Annotated in this window: 18 protein-coding genes; 14 read left to right on the top strand and 4 right to left on the bottom strand. The window is 64.2% G+C overall.

Translation table 11 applies throughout. The features are described from left to right. Window positions 1-71 precede the first annotated feature (71 nt). Window positions 72-1454: an SdrD B-like domain-containing protein gene (locus tag VSO01S_RS04275; protein ID WP_084241678.1), complete on the bottom strand. Its 1383-nt coding sequence runs from the start codon at window positions 1452-1454 to the stop codon at window positions 72-74. A 240-nt stretch (window positions 1455-1694) separates the two neighbouring features. Between VSO01S_RS04275 and VSO01S_RS04270 the strand changes: the two genes are divergently transcribed. Then, window positions 1695-2462 carry a fimbrial biogenesis chaperone gene (locus VSO01S_RS04270; RefSeq protein WP_068640556.1) on the top strand — a complete coding sequence of 256 codons (768 nt, stop codon included), beginning with the start codon at window positions 1695-1697 and terminating at the stop codon, window positions 2460-2462. Between the two features lie 15 nt (window positions 2463-2477). On the opposite strand, the gene lipA is transcribed toward VSO01S_RS04270, so the two are convergent. From lipA to VSO01S_RS04255, 3 genes are read right to left on the bottom strand one after another with little or no spacing between them, the layout of a single operon-like run. Next, window positions 2478-3473 carry a lipoyl synthase gene (gene lipA, locus VSO01S_RS04265; protein WP_068640555.1) on the bottom strand — a complete coding sequence of 332 codons (996 nt, stop codon included), beginning with the start codon at window positions 3471-3473 and terminating at the stop codon, window positions 2478-2480. Window positions 3474-3489: 16 nt separating this feature from the next. Further along, a complete protein-coding gene (gene lipB, locus VSO01S_RS04260; protein ID WP_174544707.1) occupies window positions 3490-4185 on the bottom strand; it encodes a lipoyl(octanoyl) transferase LipB in 696 nt (231 codons plus the stop codon). 8 nt (window positions 4186-4193) lie between these two features. Continuing rightward, window positions 4194-4502 (bottom strand): YbeD family protein, encoded by a 309-nt coding sequence (locus VSO01S_RS04255; protein WP_068640554.1) that lies wholly within the window; start codon window positions 4500-4502, stop codon window positions 4194-4196. A gap of 201 nt (window positions 4503-4703) precedes the next feature. Here VSO01S_RS04255 and VSO01S_RS04250 point away from each other — a divergent pair, with 201 nt between their 5' ends. From VSO01S_RS04250 to VSO01S_RS04190, 13 genes are all read left to right on the top strand, one after another. After that, on the top strand, window positions 4704-5174 hold the full coding sequence (locus tag VSO01S_RS04250) for an ATP synthase subunit I (protein WP_245684107.1): 471 nt from the start codon (window positions 4704-4706) through the stop codon (window positions 5172-5174). A 25-nt stretch (window positions 5175-5199) separates the two neighbouring features. Beyond that, window positions 5200-6069 (top strand): F0F1 ATP synthase subunit A, encoded by an 870-nt coding sequence (gene atpB / locus VSO01S_RS04245; RefSeq protein ID WP_068640552.1) that lies wholly within the window; start codon window positions 5200-5202, stop codon window positions 6067-6069. Between the two features lie 61 nt (window positions 6070-6130). Further along, on the top strand, window positions 6131-6394 hold the full coding sequence (gene atpE / locus VSO01S_RS04240) for a F0F1 ATP synthase subunit C (protein WP_068640551.1): 264 nt from the start codon (window positions 6131-6133) through the stop codon (window positions 6392-6394). An 81-nt stretch (window positions 6395-6475) separates the two neighbouring features. Next, a complete protein-coding gene (locus VSO01S_RS04235) occupies window positions 6476-6946 on the top strand; it encodes a F0F1 ATP synthase subunit B (protein ID WP_068640550.1) in 471 nt (156 codons plus the stop codon). A gap of 22 nt (window positions 6947-6968) precedes the next feature. Continuing rightward, complete coding sequence (locus VSO01S_RS04230) at window positions 6969-7499, top strand: F0F1 ATP synthase subunit delta (protein WP_068640549.1); 531 nt, start codon at window positions 6969-6971, stop codon at window positions 7497-7499. A gap of 37 nt (window positions 7500-7536) precedes the next feature. Beyond that, window positions 7537-9090 (top strand): F0F1 ATP synthase subunit alpha, encoded by a 1554-nt coding sequence (gene atpA, locus VSO01S_RS04225; RefSeq protein ID WP_068640548.1) that lies wholly within the window; start codon window positions 7537-7539, stop codon window positions 9088-9090. 30 nt (window positions 9091-9120) lie between these two features. Next, window positions 9121-9996: a F0F1 ATP synthase subunit gamma gene (gene atpG, locus VSO01S_RS04220; protein WP_068640547.1), complete on the top strand. Its 876-nt coding sequence runs from the start codon at window positions 9121-9123 to the stop codon at window positions 9994-9996. 52 nt (window positions 9997-10048) lie between these two features. After that, window positions 10049-11464, top strand: coding sequence for a F0F1 ATP synthase subunit beta (gene atpD / locus VSO01S_RS04215; protein ID WP_068640546.1), 1416 nt, complete (start codon window positions 10049-10051; stop codon window positions 11462-11464). Between the two features lie 125 nt (window positions 11465-11589). Beyond that, window positions 11590-12009, top strand: a complete 420-nt coding sequence (locus VSO01S_RS04210; protein WP_068640545.1) for a F0F1 ATP synthase subunit epsilon — start codon at window positions 11590-11592, stop codon at window positions 12007-12009. 280 nt (window positions 12010-12289) lie between these two features. Further along, window positions 12290-13459, top strand: a complete 1170-nt coding sequence (locus VSO01S_RS04205) for an ROK family protein (protein ID WP_068640612.1) — start codon at window positions 12290-12292, stop codon at window positions 13457-13459. Next, window positions 13456-14985 (top strand): sugar ABC transporter ATP-binding protein, encoded by a 1530-nt coding sequence (locus VSO01S_RS04200; protein ID WP_068640544.1) that lies wholly within the window; start codon window positions 13456-13458, stop codon window positions 14983-14985. The genes VSO01S_RS04205 and VSO01S_RS04200 overlap by 4 nt, the downstream gene beginning before the upstream one ends. After that, window positions 14945-15976, top strand: a complete 1032-nt coding sequence (locus tag VSO01S_RS04195) for an ABC transporter permease (protein WP_068640543.1) — start codon at window positions 14945-14947, stop codon at window positions 15974-15976. The genes VSO01S_RS04200 and VSO01S_RS04195 overlap by 41 nt, the downstream gene beginning before the upstream one ends. Window positions 15977-16029: 53 nt before the next feature. Beyond that, window positions 16030-16992, top strand: coding sequence for a substrate-binding domain-containing protein (locus VSO01S_RS04190; RefSeq protein WP_068640542.1), 963 nt, complete (start codon window positions 16030-16032; stop codon window positions 16990-16992). Window positions 16993-17028: the final 36 nt, after the last annotated feature.

The raw sequence follows: 17028 nt of genomic DNA, 5'->3' as shown, positions 1-17028 counted from the left end.
CAGTCAACGCGTCTGCTTCTGCAATCAACAAGGGGCGGCTGTTTGGCCGCCCCTTGTTCTTTTCGGGCTCTTCAGGCTGCCACGGCTTCCTGTGCCATTGCGGCAGTGAGCTTCCGCAGGATTTCGGCTGCCGCCTGAGACATGTCGCCTGCTGCCGTTTGGGGAGGCATCGCCCCCGCGTTTGCGCCGCTTGCGCTCTGGGCATCGGCGCCCAGGAAAACCTCTAGCGTGCTGGAAGCCGTTAGCATCTCGTAGAGACCCGCCGGAACGGGAGCGCTGTCGGAGAACACACCGGCATTCACCGATAGGTTGGTTTCACCTGACCGCATTACGACGCCTGCGGATTCCGCGGTGGTTAGCACGGTTCCATCGGGCGCAACGAATTTGACCAAGTAATCATCCGGGGAGATGTCGGTGGAGAACTTGTAGTTGCCGCTGCTGTCCGTGATCGTCTCGTCAATGATCTCGAAGCTATCCGGCGTGGATCCTCCGCCAAAGTTGGCATAGAGTTCGACCCTCACGCCACCCATACCCCCTTCGTTTGCGCCTCGCTCGCCATCGGCGTCTGCGTCATTCCAGACGCTGCCACCTAGCGTACCCAATTTGAAAAAGTAGTTGCAGTCCAGGTCTAAATTAATGCCATCAAGAGACTTGCCGTCTACCAAGTCAAAGGATCTGGATCGATTTGCTTCGTTGTGGTCAAAGCCATAGCCAAAGCCATCGTCATAAAAGCCAGTTGGCAACCCGAACTCCACGCGGTAGCCCGCGCCGTTGAAGTCGTTTCGGAACTCGTACCAGCCATCGGCGTTGGTGGTCGTGACAGCCACAACTTCATCTGCGGTGGTTTTGCCATCGAGATTCGTATCGTGCACCAGCCGCACAGAAACGTCCGCGATGCCCGGACCGTTGGCGTTCGGCTCACTATCGCCAATCTTGTATTCAGTGACATAGCCGCTTGTGTAGGACCTGGTGAGCGGCACGAATCCTCCATCGACCCGGATTTTGTTTTCTCCAGCCTTTAACGTGATATTTGAAGTATTGGTGGTTTCGATTACCCAGTTGTGGGAGTCCCGGTAGCTGGATGTGTAGCCTGCATCGGAGTCCTTGGTGTCGTTGGTCCCCGCGTCGGCAGGCGACGACTTTGAATCCTTGGGCAACGCAAAGGCAATCTGATACGTTCCTGCTCCCAGCAGATCGAACTTGTAGTTGCCTTTGGCGTCGGTAAAGACGCTCGTGGTGTGGATGGCCGTCCATCCCCATTGGTCGGTCGTAACTGTATATAGCGAGACCCGGGCGTTCGCTTGAGCAAGCTCCCCAACATCCTGGATCCCGTTGCCGTTAGCGTCCATCCAATAGCGCCCGCTGATGCTCCCGGATGGACTTGTAGTTGTGGTTGCCAAAATTCTCTCCCTGGTTGAAATTGAAAAAATGTGAACTCGATCAATCGAATTCATGAGCGACCACCACGAATTCTCGATCTCTGAGAATGATGGGGTCGTCCAATTTTATTTTAGGGGGATGCGCAATTTTTGGCGAGCAGGCGTGTGGCCGGAGCTGAATTGGCTCGATGCCGTCTGAATATTTCAGTTCGTCTTGTGATTTCCTGGTTTGATGCTTTCGGCTCTCGCGCCTAAACTTTACGGATGGGCGCGCCCCGCGCCGCAATTTTTAACAGTCGTATTGGGCTGGATCCTATGGACAGCAAAATCAAATTCCGTTGGGTCGCCGGCATGGCCCTTTTGTTCGGTTTTCATTGCGCCACGATGGCCGGCGTCCTGCTCGGCGGCACGCGCGTGGTCTTCGGCGAAAAGGACCGCGAAGGGTCCATCTCAATGAAGAACACGGGCACATCGCCCTATATCGTCCAGGCTTGGTCCGACGCCGGCGAGGGCCGGAACAAGACGCCCTTCGTGGTTACCCCGCCCTTGTCGCGGCTCGATCCGGGCAGGGAAAACATCCTGCGGATCATGCGTGGGCCCGTTGGCGCGCTGCCCACCGACCGTGAGTCGGTGTTCTGGCTCAACGTGAAGGAGATTCCCGAGAAGTCGCCCGACGAAAACGTGCTGCAGGTCGCGGTGCGATCGCGCATCAAGCTGTTCTATCGGCCCTCGGATTTGCCGGGCAAGGTGGCCGAGGCGAAGGATCGGCTGCAATGGGCCGTCGCTTCCAACGACAAGGGCGAGGCAGTGCTCAAAGTGGCCAACCCCACGCCGTACCACGTCTCGTTGACGACGTTGAGCATCAACGGTGGCCAGCAAGAGATCGATGCGGAGATGGCGGCGCCTTTTGGCGAACAGGCCTATCTGCTGACTGCCGTGAAGTCGGCGCAGGAGATCGAAGTGACGTTCTCCACCATCAACGACTACGGCGGCGTGACGGACAAGGAAAAGGTCCGGGTGCCGGTGGCCGACAAGCCGGTTGCCGTGAAGGCGGAATCCGCGGCCGAGTCAGGCGGCAAGTAGCCGACTCGGGGCGGCTCAAACGCCCGCGGCGTGCGCCTGCTGGTCGGCGTGGTAGCTCGACCGCACCATGGCGCCCACCGCCGCATGGCTGAAGCCCATCTTGTAGGCTTCTTCCTCGAACATCTTGAAGGTGTCGGGGTGCACGTAGCGGCGCACCGGCAGGTGGCTGTTGCTGGGCGCCAGGTACTGGCCGATGGTCAGCATGTCGATGTCGTGCGCGCGCATGTCGCGCATGACCTGCAGGATTTCTTCGTCGGTCTCGCCCAGGCCGACCATGATGCCGCTCTTGGTGGGAACGTGCGGATGCAGCGCCTTGAACTTCTTGAGCAGGTTCAGGCTGAACTGGTAGTCGCTGCCCGGGCGGGCCTCCTTGTACAGGCGCGGCGCGGTTTCCAGGTTGTGGTTCATCACGTCCGGCGGCGCGGCCTTCAGGATCTCGAGCGCGCGGTCGTCGCGGCCGCGGAAGTCGGGCACCAGGATCTCGATCTGGGTTTGGGGCGACAGCTCGCGGATGTTCTGGATGCAGTCGACAAAGTGCTGGCTGCCGCCGTCGCGCAGGTCGTCGCGGTCGACGCTGGTGATCACGACGTACTTCAGCTTGAGCTTGGCAATCGTCTTGGCCAGGTTGAGCGGCTCGTCCTTGTCCAGCGGATCGGGCCGGCCGTGGCCCACGTCGCAGAAGGGGCAGCGGCGGGTGCACTTGTCACCCATGATCATGAAGGTGGCCGTGCCCTTGCCGAAGCACTCGCCGATGTTGGGGCACGAGGCCTCCTCGCACACCGTGTGCAGGTTGCTCTCGCGCAGGATCTGCTTGATCTCGTAGAAGCGCGTGCTGGGGCTGCCGGCCTTGACACGGATCCACTCGGGCTTTTTCAGCACCTCGGCCTGCACCACCTTCACCGGAATGCGCGACAGCTTCGCCGCGGCCTTCTGCTTGGCCAGCGGGTTGTAGGTTTCCTGGCTTTGCGCCTCTCTTACTACGGGGGCAGGGACGACTTCGGAGGTGCTCATGGCGGCGTGGGTGTGTCTACGGTTGCAGGAAGGCGGAGAGCTTCTGGCCCAGCACCTGCGCGGCTTCATCCCACGTGGCCTGGACCCCGATTGTAGAAAGATCGACCGTTTTCAGCCCGCTGTAGCCGCAAGGGTTGATGCGCCCGAAGGGCTCCAGGTCCATGTCGACGTTGAGCGCCACACCGTGGTATGTGCAGTGCCGGCTGACCTTGATGCCCAGGGCGGCGATCTTGCCCAGGCCCCGGAACGGGTCCGCGGGATGGGCCGGTCCACTGAGTGCGGCATGCGAAAACGGGTCGTCCAGCCTCACGTAGATGCCGGGCGCGCCGCCCACCCGGTGGCCCGTCACGCCGAAGTAACCCAGCGTGCGGATGACCGACTCCTCGATGCGATAGACATATTCCTTGACGTAGTAGCCCGCGCGCCGCAGGTCGAGCAGCGGATACGCCACCACCTGGCCCGGCCCGTGGTAGGTGACCTGCCCGCCGCGGTCGGTCTGCACCACCGGAATGTCGCCTGGCGCCAACACATGGCTGGCCTGGCCGGCCAGGCCTTGCGTGTAGACCGGCGGGTGCTCGCAGACCCACAGCGCATCGGGCGTGGCATCGGTGCGCCCGAGGGTGAACTCGCGCATGGCGGCATAGGTGGCCAGGTAGTCGGCCCGGCCCAGGTGCGAAAGCGCCAGGCCAGGCGCCACGGCCGTGGCGGCCATTGGTTCGGTCAGAGGACCACCTTCACCATCGGATGGCTGGTCAGCGCGCGATACAGGTCGTCGAGCTGCTCGCGGCTGGTGGCGGTGACGGTGATGGTCACCCCCAGGTACTTGCCGCCGCTGCTGTCGCGCAACTGCACCGTGGTGGCGTCGAAGGTCGGATCGAACTGCCTGGCCACGTGGGTCACCGCGGTGACAAAGCCGTCCACGTTGGCACCCATCACCTTGATGGGAAACTGCGACGGGTACTCGATCAGCGATTCCTTGCGCGCGTCGACCGGAGCGGGCGTCGTGTCGGGAGAGAGAGGCTTGTTCATGGGCTCGGATTCCTGCAAGGTGGCAATCGTCGCAGATGGGGACAGTCTGCACCTTTCCAAGGCGCCGTGCACGCGGCCTCTTGGGCGCCATGTGTTTCTACTTATAATCAATGGCTTTGTGAAAATTCGGGCTTGCAATCCAGGCAGAGATTGAGCGACAGAGTGACTGACAGAGATAGGGGCAAGACAGCAATGAAAAAAATGCCCCCGGCCTTCGACCGCGAGGAAGAAGAGCTAGACGAGCAAGCACGGAATTTCAAGCCGCTGACGGCCGATGAGGCCCGCCAGCTGCGGGAGCGCAGTCCCCAGATCTCGCCGTGGCGCGTGATCGCGGGGCAGATCATTGCAGGCCTTGTGGTGGCGCTGGCCGCCTGGGGTCTGACGGGGAGACAAAATTTAGGTTGGTCGGCCGGGTATGGTGCGCTGTCGGTAATCGTTCCGGCGGCGGTCTTTGCCCGCGGGCTGACGGGGCGCTTGGCGTCCCTGAACCCCAGCACTGCGGTGATGGCGTTCTTTGTGTGGGAATTGGTCAAGATGGCCTTGACGGTGGCAATGCTCTTTGCCGCGCCAAGGCTGATATCGGAACTGAGCTGGCCGGCCATGCTGGTGGGCTTGGTGGTGGCAATGCAGGCGTACTGGGCGGCGGTCGTGTTCGCTCCCCGGCGCAAGTGATTTTTTAAGATTGACGAGTAATCAGATGGCTGCTGAAAACGCTGCAGAACAAGGGCAAAGCGCTGGTGAATACATCATTCACCACTTGACGCACTTCCAGAGTGCCAAGCCTTCAGGTATTGCCGACTTCACCGTTTTCAACATCGACTCCATCTTCTTCTCCATCGTGCTGGGGGTGGTGGGATGCTGGCTGCTCTGGCTCGGTGCCCGCAAGGCCACCTCGGGCGTGCCGGGCCGCTTCCAGGCGGCGGTCGAGATGCTGGTCGAGATGGTGGACAACCAGGCCAAGGGCATCGTCCACAATGCCACCAGCCGCAAGTTCGTGGCGCCGCTCGCGCTCACCGTGTTCGTCTGGATCGTCATGCTGAACACGATGGACCTGCTGCCGGTGGATCTGCTGCCGGCCATCTGGGCGGCCCTGCATGGCGCCGCCGGTGCCGATCCGCACCATGCCTACCTGCGCGTCGTGCCCACCGCCGACCTGGGCGTGACCATGGGTCTGTCGGTGGCCGTGCTGCTGATCTGCCTGTACTACAACGTCAAGATCAAGGGCTTGGGCGGCTGGGTGCATGAGCTGTTCACCGCCCCCTTCGGCAACCACTGGGCGCTGTACCCCTTCAACTTCGCCATGCAGATCATCGAGTTCGTCGCCAAGACGGTCTCGCACGGCATGCGACTGTTCGGCAACATGTACGCCGGTGAACTCATCTTCCTGCTGATCGCCCTGATGGGCGGTGCATGGACCCTTTCCGCCACCGGCATCATGCTGGCCATCGGCCACATCATTGCCGGCACCATCTGGTCGATCTTCCACATCCTGATCATCGTGCTGCAGGCATTCGTGTTCATGATGCTGACCCTGGTCTACATCGGCCAGGCGCACGATCACCACTGATCCCCTGTTTTCGTTTTCCCTTTCGTTTTTCTCTCGTTAACCACGTCCCTTAGGAGTCATCATGGAAGTTATCAGCTTTGTTGCCCTGGCCGCCGGCCTGATCATCGGTCTCGGCGCTTTCGGCGCTTGCGTCGGCATCGGCATCATGGGCAGCAAGTACCTCGAGTCGGCCGCTCGCCAACCCGAACTGATGGGCGAACTGCAAACCAAGATGTTCCTGCTCGTGGGCCTGATCGACGCTTCGTTCATCATCGGTACCGGTGTGGCCCTGTGGTTCGCCACCGCCAACCCCTTCCTGGCGCAGATCGCCTCGCTGGCCAAGTAATACCGGTCCTTTCTCGTCTTCGGACCTGAACGTCCACTTCGGGAACATCTTCGGATCCCTTCCCAAAGAGAGGAAAGAAAAGTGAGCATTACCGGTACCCTCATCGTCCAGATCATCGTGTTCCTGATCCTGGTCGGGTTCACGATGAAGTTCGTGTGGCCGCCGATCGCGAAGGCGCTGGATGACCGTGCCCAGAAGATCGCCGACGGCCTGGCGGCCGCCGACAAGGCCAAGTCCGAGCTGAGCGCCGCCAACAAGCGCGTGGAAGCCGAACTGGGTCAGGCCCGCAACGAATCCGCACAGCGCCTGGCAGATGCCGAGCGCCGCGCCCAGGCCATCATCGAAGAGGCCAAGGCGCGCGCCACGGAAGAAGGCAACAAGATCATCGCTGCCGCCAAGGCCGAAGCCGACCAGCAGGCCGTCAAGGCCCGCGAAGCGCTTCGCGAGCAGGTGGCCGTGCTGGCCGTCAAGGGTGCAGAGCAGATCCTGCGCAAGGAAGTCAACGCCGGCGTTCACGCCGAGTTGCTCTCGCGCCTGCAGACTGAACTGTAAGAAGCCCGAGGCAAGGACCACCATGGCAGAAATCGCCACCATTGCACGCCCCTATGCGGAAGCGCTGTTCAAGGCGTCTGCGGCTGACTTGAGCGGCACGGCGTCCTGGCTCGACCAGGTCGCGGCCATTGCGGCCAATCCGCAGCTCAAGGCATTCGCCGACAACCCCAAGGCCTCCGCAGAGCAGGTGATCGGCGTGATCTCCGGCGTTGCCGGCTCGCAGCTCCCCGCCGCCGCGACCAACTTCCTCGCCACGGTGCTGGAGAACGGCCGCTTCGCAGCCCTGCCCGAGATCGCCAAGCAGTTCCGCGCGCTGGCCAACGCCAGGAGCGGTTCGTCCGACGCGGTGGTGCAAAGCGCATTCCCGATCGGCGCGGCCGAGCTGGCGCAGCTGGGCGGGGCGCTCGAAAAGCGCTTCGGCCGCAAGCTGCAGCTGACTGTGGCGCAAGACCCGTCGCTGATCGGCGGCATCCGCGTGGTGGTGGGTGACGAGGTGCTCGACACCTCCGTCAAGGCGCGCCTCGAACAAATGAAAGTTGCGCTGTCGGCCTGAAGGCCGCAGCCCCCTTGAAAGAAAGAAGGAAAGAGTCATGCAACTCAATCCCGCAGAGATTTCCGAGCTGATCAAGAGCCGCATCGAAGGTCTTGGCGTCAGCGCCAACATCCGCAACGAAGGCACCGTGGTCTCGGTGACCGACGGCATCGTGCGCGTGCACGGCCTGTCCGACGCGATGCAGGGCGAAATGCTCGAATTCCCGGCCACCGCCGACGGCACCCCCACCTTCGGCCTGGCCCTGAACCTCGAGCGCGACTCTGTCGGCGCCGTGATCTTGGGCGAGTACGAGCACATCTCCGAAGGCGACGTGGTCAAGTGCACCGGCCGCATTCTGGAAGTGCCCGTGGGCCCCGAACTGATCGGCCGCGTGGTGAACGCCCTGGGCCAGCCCATCGACGGCAAGGGTCCCATCAACGCCAAGCTGACGGACGTGATCGAAAAGGTTGCGCCTGGCGTGATCGCCCGCAAGAGCGTGGACCAGCCGATGCAGTCGGGCCTGAAGTCGATCGACTCCATGGTGCCGATCGGCCGTGGCCAGCGCGAGCTGATCATCGGCGACCGCCAGACCGGCAAGACGGCCGTGGCGATCGACACGATCATCAACCAGAAGGGTCAGAACATGACCTGCATCTACGTTGCGATCGGCCAGAAGGCTTCGTCGATCAAGAACGTGGTGCGCTCCCTGGAGCAAGCCGGCGCGATGGAATACACCATCGTCGTGGCTGCGTCGGCTTCGGAATCGGCTGCCATGCAGTACGTCTCGGCGTACTCCGGCTGCACGATGGGCGAGTACTTCCGCGACCGCGGCCAAGACGCGCTCATCATTTATGACGACCTGTCCAAGCAGGCCGTGGCCTACCGCCAGGTCTCGCTGCTGCTGCGCCGCCCGCCGGGCCGCGAAGCCTATCCGGGCGACGTGTTCTACCTGCACTCGCGTCTGCTCGAGCGCGCTGCCCGCGTGAACGCCGACTACGTCGAAGCCTTCACCAAGGGTGAAGTCAAGGGCAAGACCGGTTCGCTGACGGCCCTGCCGATCATCGAAACGCAAGCCGGCGACGTGTCCGCCTTCGTGCCGACCAACGTGATCTCGATCACCGACGGCCAGATCTTCCTGGAAACGAACCTGTTCAACGCCGGTATCCGCCCCGCCATCAACGCCGGTATCTCGGTGTCGCGCGTGGGTTCGTCGGCTCAGACCAAGGCCATCAAGGGCCTGTCCGGCGGTATCCGTACCGACCTGGCGCAGTACCGTGAACTGGCTGCCTTCGCGCAGTTCGCCTCCGACCTGGACGAAGCCACCCGCAAGCAGCTGGACCGCGGTGCCCGCGTGACCGAACTGCTCAAGCAGCCCCAGTACAGCCCGCTGCCCATCTCGCTGATGTCGGCTTCGCTGTTCGCGGTGAACAAGGGCTTCATGGACGACCTGGACGTGAAGAAGGTTCTGCCCTTCGAGCATGGCCTGCACCAGTTCCTGAAGTCCAGCCACGCTGCGCTGCTCGAGAAGATCGACTCGGCCAAGCAGATCGACAAGGACGCTGAAGCCGACCTGACGGCCGCCATCACCGCGTTCAAGAAGTCCTTCGCCTAAAGCGGGCCCCTAGGAGTCCAAGGAGCCCATATGGCAGCTGGCAAGGAAATTCGCGGCAAGATCAAATCGGTGGAGAACACCAAGAAGATCACCAAAGCCATGGAAATGGTGGCCGCGTCGAAGATGCGCAAGGCGCAGGACCGCATGCGTGCAGCCCGCCCGTACAGCGAGCGGATCCGCGCGATTGCTGCGAACCTCGGCCAGGCGAATCCCGAGTACACGCACGCGTTCATGAAGACGAACGAGGCCAAGGCCGTCGGCGTCATCGTCGTGACGACCGACAAGGGTCTTTGCGGCGGCATGAACACCAACGTGCTGCGTGCCGTGACCGCCAAGCTGCGCGAGGAGCAATCCGCGGGCAACTCGGTGGACGCGGTGGCCATCGGCAACAAGGGCCTGGCCTTCCTGAACCGCATCGGCGCTCGCGTCGTGTCGCATGTCACCCAGCTGGGCGACACGCCGCACCTCGACAAGCTGATCGGCCCCGTCAAGGTGCTGCTGGACCAGTACGCGGAGGGCAAGCTGAGCGCCGTGTACCTGAGCTACACCAAGTTCATCAACACGATGCGCCAGGAATCGGTGGTCGAGCAGCTTCTGCCGCTCAAGGCCGAGTCGCTGCAAAGCGAAGGCAAGAGCCACTCGTGGGACTACATCTACGAGCCCGATGCGCAGAGCGTCATCGACGAGCTGCTGGTGCGCTATGTGGAGTCGCTGGTCTACCAGGCCGTGGCCGAGAACATGGCGTCCGAGCAGTCCGCCCGCATGGTGGCCATGAAGGCCGCCACCGACAACGCAGGCAACGTGATCAACGAGCTCAAGCTGGTCTACAACAAGACCCGCCAGGCCGGCATCACGAAGGAGCTGTCGGAAATCGTGGCGGGCGCTGCGGCGGCCACCGGGGAATGAGTCCGAGCACTCGTTAGCCCTCAACAGATTCAAATATTTACCGGAGCAGAAGATGGCTCAAGAAAATGCAGTTCAAGGCAAGATCGTTCAGTGCATCGGCGCTGTGGTCGACGTGGAGTTCCCGCGCGACAAGATGCCGAAGGTCTACGATGCCCTGAAGTACGAAGGCGGCGGCCTGACCCTGGAAGTGCAGCAGCAGCTGGGTGACGGCGTGGTCCGCACCATTGCGCTGGGCTCTTCCGACGGCCTGCGTCGCGGCCTGGTCGTGACCAACACCGGCGCCCCCATCACCGTGCCCGTGGGCAAGGCCACCCTGGGCCGCATCATGGACGTGCTGGGCAACCCGATCGACGAGCGCGGTCCGGTCAGCGGCGAACTCACGGCCCCCATTCACGCCAAGGCACCGGCCTACGACGAGCTGTCGCCGTCGCAGGAGCTGCTGGAAACCGGCATCAAGGTGATCGACCTGGTGTGCCCGTTCGCCAAGGGCGGCAAGGTGGGCCTGTTCGGCGGCGCCGGCGTGGGCAAGACCGTGAACATGATGGAACTCATCAACAACATCGCCAAGGCTCACTCGGGTCTGTCGGTGTTCGCTGGTGTGGGCGAGCGTACCCGCGAGGGCAACGACTTCTATCACGAAATGTCCGACTCCAAGGTCGTGGTTCAGGAGAACCTGTCCGAGTCGAAGGTGGCCATGGTCTACGGCCAGATGAACGAGCCCCCGGGCAACCGTCTGCGCGTGGCGCTCACGGGCCTGACCATCGCCGAGTCGTTCCGCGACGAAGGCCGTGACGTGCTGTTCTTCGTGGACAACATCTACCGCTACACGCTGGCCGGTACCGAAGTGTCCGCCCTGCTGGGCCGCATGCCTTCCGCCGTGGGCTACCAGCCGACGCTGGCCGAGGAAATGGGCCGCCTGCAAGAGCGCATCACCTCCACCAAGGTCGGCTCGATCACCTCGATCCAGGCCGTGTACGTGCCTGCCGACGACTTGACCGACCCGTCGCCTGCCACCACCTTCGCCCACCTGGACTCCACCGTGGTGCTGTCGCGTGACATCGCTTCGCTGGGTATCTACCCCGCCGTGGACCCGCTGGACTCGACCTCGCGCCAGCTGGATCCGAACGTGGTCGGCGAAGATCACTACAACACCGCCCGCGCCGTGCAGGGCACGCTGCAGCGCTACAAGGAACTGCGCGACATCATCGCCATTCTGGGCATGGACGAACTGGCGCCGGAAGACAAGCTGGCCGTGGCCCGCGCCCGCAAGATCCAGCGTTTCCTGTCGCAGCCGTTCCACGTGGCCGAAGTGTTCACCGGTTCGCCCGGCAAGTACGTGCCGCTGGCCGAGACCATCCGCGGCTTCAAGATGATCGTCAATGGCGAGTGCGACCACCTGCCGGAACAAGCGTTCTACATGGTCGGCACCATCGACGAAGCATTCGAAAAGGCGAAGAAGGTCGCCTGAGCGGCGCATACGGGCAGCCTGCGTTGTTGCCGTGCTCGCCGTACGTGTGTACGGCTCCGCGCGGCGCCTAGCGGGCCCTCCCGTCTGCTTGCTCATTCGACTTTCTTCAGACGAAAGGAACGCTCATGGCAAACACCATTCATGTGGACGTGGTCAGCGCGGAGGAGTCGATCTTCTCCGGCGAGGCCAAGTTCGTCGCGCTGCCCGGTGAAGCCGGCGAGCTCGGCATCTATCCCCGCCACACCCCGCTGATCACCCGCATCCGTCCCGGCGCCGTGCGCATCGAGACGGCCGAAGGCGGCGAGGAGTTCGTGTTCGTGGCCGGCGGCATCCTCGAGGTGCAGCCGAACACGGTGACCGTGCTGTCCGACACCGCCATCCGCGGCAAGGACCTGGACGAGGAAAAGGCCAAGACGGCCAAGCAGGCCGCCGAAGAGGCGCTGAAGAACGCCAAGAGCGACATCGACATCGCCATGGCGCAGTCCGAGCTGGCCGTGATGGCTGCCCAGATCGCGGCGCTGCGCAAGTACCGCGACAAGAAGTAAGGCACTGCCTGGTCTGGCCAGGCACACCTTCGACAGTCGAAAAAGCCGCCTTCGGGCGGCTTTTTCGTGCCCGTATCGACCGCCACAGGGCCGGCCGCTCCCGCATCGGTGCGGGCACGCCGGCACCAGAGCCGTCACTTCAGCCCATATTTGGCTGAAGTTAAGCCTTGTCCGGCGAAAGCCTCGCTCCTAGTATTCGCCTTCGCCCGGCACGTCAGAGGCCGGCAACAGAACTGGAGACAAGGCCTTGGACCGTTGGAGCGGCCTCACTGCCGACGAAATGCAGCTGCTGGAGACCGCCTTCTGGTCCAGCGGCGGGTCGCGCCATGGTCTGGCCGACCAGCTGGGCTTTTCCAAGAGCAAGGCCAATGCGCTCATTGCCAATCTCATTGAACAAGGGCTGTTGGCCGAGTCGGGCCTGCAGGCCTCCTCGGGCGGGAGGCGGGCAGAAAACCTGCAGCTGAACGGGGCGCTGGGCGTGGTGGTGGGCATCGACATCGGCGCCACCAGCCTGGACGTCGCCGTGCTGCGGCCGGACCTCAGCGTGCTCGCGCAGCACAGCGAGGCGGCCGATGTGCGCCAGGGCCCGGGCGTGGTGCTCGCGCGCGTGCTGGTGCTGATGCGCGAGCTGCTCGCGCGATGCCAGCTGAAAGCCAGAGACGTCCTGGGCATCGGCATCGGGGTGCCTGGCCCGGTCAACTTCGCGGCCGGCCAACTGGTCAACCCGCCGCTCATGCCGGCCTGGGACAGCTTCTCGATCCGCGACTTCCTGCGCGAGGAATACGCCGCCCCCGTGTTCGTCGACAACGACGTCAACCTGATGGCACTGGGCGAGCTGTGGCGCCTGCAGCGTTCGCTGACCAACTTCCTGGTGATCAAGGTGGGCACGGGCATCGGCTGCGGCATCGTCTGCCATGGCGAGGTCTACCGCGGCGCAGCGGGCTCGGCGGGCGACGTGGGCCACATCTGCGTCGACCAGGAAGGGCCGCGCTGCCATTGCGGCAACGTGGGCTGTGTCGAGGCCATGGCGGCCGGCCCGGCCATCACGCGCATGGCGACCGAGGCGGCCGACAAGGGCGAGAGCGAGGCACTCGCCAACGCGCTGCGCGACCACGGGCGCCTCGAAGCGGTTGACGTGGGCGAGGCCAGCCGCGCCGGGGACGCCGCGGCCAATGCCATCGTGCAGCACGCCGGCAAGCTCATCGGGCAGATGCTGGCCTCGGTGGTCAACTTCTTCAACCCCTCGCACATCTTCATCGGCGGGGGCATCACGCGCATCGGGCCGCTCTTCCTGGCCGCCGTGCGCCAGAGCGTCTATCAGCGCTCGCTGGCGCTGTCGACGCGCCACCTCGAGATCCAGTACACGCCGCTGGGCACCCAGGGCGGCGTGATCGGTGCCGGCGTGCTCGCCATGCAGGAAAGCCTCAAGGCGCGAGGCGTGGCGCCATGACGGCAGCACCCGTGGCCAGGCGCAGCGTGGCCGTGGCCTTCGACGGCATCGTCAAGGCCTTCGGCCCGGTGCAGGTGCTCCACGGCGTGAGCTTCGAGCTGGCGCCCGGCCATGTGTACGGCCTGCTGGGCGAGAACGGCGCCGGCAAGTCCACGCTGATGAAGATCCTCGCGGGCTACGAACAGCCGACCGGCGGCGTGGTGCGCATCAACGGCGAGGCGCAGGCCTTTGCCGATTCGCGCGCCGCCGAGCAGCTGGGCATCGTCCTCATCCACCAGGAGTTCAACCTGGCCGAAGACCTGAGCGTTGCGCAGAACATCTTCCTCGGCCATGAAAAGAAGAAGGGGCCGTGGCTGGACGACCGTGCCATGGAGCGCGAAGCGGCGCAGGCGCTGGCCGAGGTGGGCCTCGCCATCGATCCGCGCACCAAGGTGCGCCGGCTCATCGTCGCCGAGAAGCAGCTGGTGGAAATCGCCAAGGCGCTGGCACGCCATGCGCGCCTGCTCATCATGGACGAGCCCACCGCCACGCTCACCCCGGGCGAGACCGAGCGGCTGTTCCAGCTCATCGCACGGCTGCGCGACGACGGCGTCACCATCGTCTACATCTCGCACAAGCTCGACGAGGTGGAGCGCATCACCGACGAAGTGATCGTGATGCGCGACGGCCGCTTCGTGGCGCGCGCACCCACGCGCGACCTGACGCGCCACCAGATGGCCAACCTCATGGTGGGCCGGGAGATCGCCGATCTCTATCCGCCGCGCGACGCCGTGAACCCGGCGGCGGCACCCGCCCTGCAGGTGAAGGGCTTCAGCGTGCCCGGCTGGGCGCACGAGGCCGCGTTCGAGGTGCGGCCGGGCGAGATCCTGGGCTTTGCCGGCCTGGTCGGCGCGGGTCGCACCGAGCTCTTCGAAGGCATCATGGGCCTGCGCCCCGGTGCCGGCGAGGTGCGCCTGCATGGCGACTTGGTGCAGATCCGGAACCCGCGCGACGCTGCCCGACACGGCCTCACCTACCTCAGCGAAGACCGCAAGGGCAAGGGCCTGCACGTCCACTTCGGGCTGCGCGAGAACCTCACCCTGATGGCGCTGGAAAGCTACGCCCGTCCGTGGCTCAAGCCCGAAGCAGAGCGCGCAGCGCTGTCCGCAGCGGTGAATGAATTCGGAATCCGCACCGGCTCGCTGAACGTGAAGGCCTCGTCGCTTTCGGGCGGCAACCAGCAAAAGCTCGCGCTGGCCAAGGTGCTGCATCCCCAGCCCCGCGTGGTGGTGCTCGACGAACCCACGCGCGGCGTGGACGTGGGCGCCAAGCGCGACATCTATTTCCTGATCCAGCGCATGGCCCGCGAAGGCCTGGCCGTGATCGTCATCTCGTCCGAGCTGATGGAGCTGATCGGCCTGTGCCACCGCGTCGCGGTGATGCGCGCAGGCCGCATCGTGCGAACGCTGGATGCCGACCAACTGACTGAAGAGGAGCTGATCGCTCATGCCACCGGAACCGCAACCGTCGCCGGCGCCGACGCCTGAAGCCGCCGCGCGGCACCGGGCCGCCGCCCAGAACGGCTGGGCCGAGCGCCTGCGCGGCATCGGCCCCGTCATCGGCCTGGCGCTGCTGTGCGTGGCCGGCACGCTGCTCAACAGCGACTTCGCCACGCTGGACAACGCGATGAACGTGCTCACCCGCACGGCCTTCATCGGCATCATCGCGGTGGGCATGTGCTTCGTGATCATCTCCGGCGGCATCGACCTGTCGGTGGGCTCGATGGCGGCGCTCATCGCCGGCAGCGTGATCATGTTCATCAACTGGGCGGGACCGGCCACCGGATCGCCGCTGACGGCGGTGGTGCTCGGTGCGGGCCTGGCGGTGGTGCTGGGTGCGCTGTTCGGCCTGGCGCACGGCCTGCTCATCACCAAGGGGCGCATCGAGCCCTTCATCGTCACGCTGGGCACGCTGGGCATCTTCCGCGCCTACCTCACGTACTTTGCCGACGGCGGCGCGCTCACGCTGGACAACGAGCTGTCGGACCTGTACGCGCCGGTCTACTACGGCAGCGTGATCGGCATTCCGATTCCGGTGTGGATATTCGTCGTCGTAGCGGTGGTGGGCGCGCTCATCCTCAACCGCACGGCCTACGGGCGCTACGTGCAGGCCATCGGCTCGAACGAACAGGTGGCGCGCTACGCGGCGGTGAGCGTGGACCGTGTGAAGATCCTCACCTACGTGCTGCTGGGCGTGTGCGTGGGCATCGCCACGCTGCTGTACGTGCCGCGCCTGGGTTCCGCCTCGCCCACCACGGGCCTGCTGTGGGAGCTGGAGGCCATCGCCGCGGTGATCGTCGGCGGCACCGCGCTCAAGGGCGGCGCGGGCAGCATCACCGGCACCGTGATCGGCGCGATCCTGCTCTCGGTCATCAGCAACATCCTCAACCTCACCAGCATCATCAGCGTGTACCTGAATGCGGCGGTGCAGGGCTTCGTGATCATCATCGTCGCGTTCCTCCAAAGAGGGCGACGTTGAACCACCGGTTTTCTTCACCTGTGTTCCGTTCCAAACCAAAGGAGACATCCCGCATGACTACGTTCACCCGCCGCCTCGCACTCACGGCCGCCTGCGCCGCCGCATTCGCCAGCCTGCCGGCACTGGCCCAGGAAAAGGTCAACCTCGGGGTGTCGATCCCGGCGGCCACGCACAGCTTCATGGGCGGCATCAACTACTGGGCCAACCAGGCCAAAAAGGACCTGGAGAAGCAGCACAAGGACCTGAAGATCACCATCAAGACGGCGGCCAATGCGCCCGAGCAGGCCAACCAGCTGCAGGACTTGTCGACCGTCACCAAGATCAACGCGCTGGTGGTCTTCCCCTTCGAGTCGGCGGCCCTGACCAAGCCCGTGGCGCAAGTGAAGGCCAAGGGCGCCTACGTCACCGTGGTGGACCGCGGCCTGACCGACACCAGCGCGCAGGATGCGTACGTGGCCGGCGACAACACGGCCTTCGGCAAGATCCCGGCCGAGTACATCGCCAAGCAACTGGGCGGCAAGGGCAACGTGGTGGCGCTGCGCGGCATTGCCACCACGCTGGACAACGAGCGCATGGACGCCTTCAACGCGGTGCTCAAGAACTACCCGGACATCAAGCTGCTGGACGCCAAGTACGCCAACTGGAACCGCGACGACGCCTTCAAGGTCACGCAGGACTACCTCACCCGCTTCAAGAACATCGACGCCATCTGGGCGGCCGACGACGACATGGCGGTGGGCGTGCTCAAGGCCATCGAGCAGGCCAAGCGCGACGACATCAAGATCATCTTCGGCGGCGCCGGCGCCAAGGGCATGGTCAAGACCATCATGGACGGCAAGGACAAGCGCATCACCGCCGACGTGAGCTACTCGCCCAAGTTCATCTACGACGCGATCAAGCTCACCGCCGAAGCACGCCTGAAGGGCCAGAAGCTGCCGGCCACCACGATCATTCCGTCGGTGCTCATCACCAAGGACAACGCGAAGGACTTCTACCATCCGGATTCGCCGTTCTGACTTGGCTCTCCCCCAGGCTGCCCTTGCTTCGCAAGG

It is taken from the genome of Variovorax soli NBRC 106424, from assembly GCF_001591385.1.
Lineage (GTDB): Bacteria > Pseudomonadota > Gammaproteobacteria > Burkholderiales > Burkholderiaceae_C > Variovorax > Variovorax soli.
Note: the sequence above shows the minus strand (reverse complement) of the source record. Positions and strands in the feature narration are given on the sequence as shown.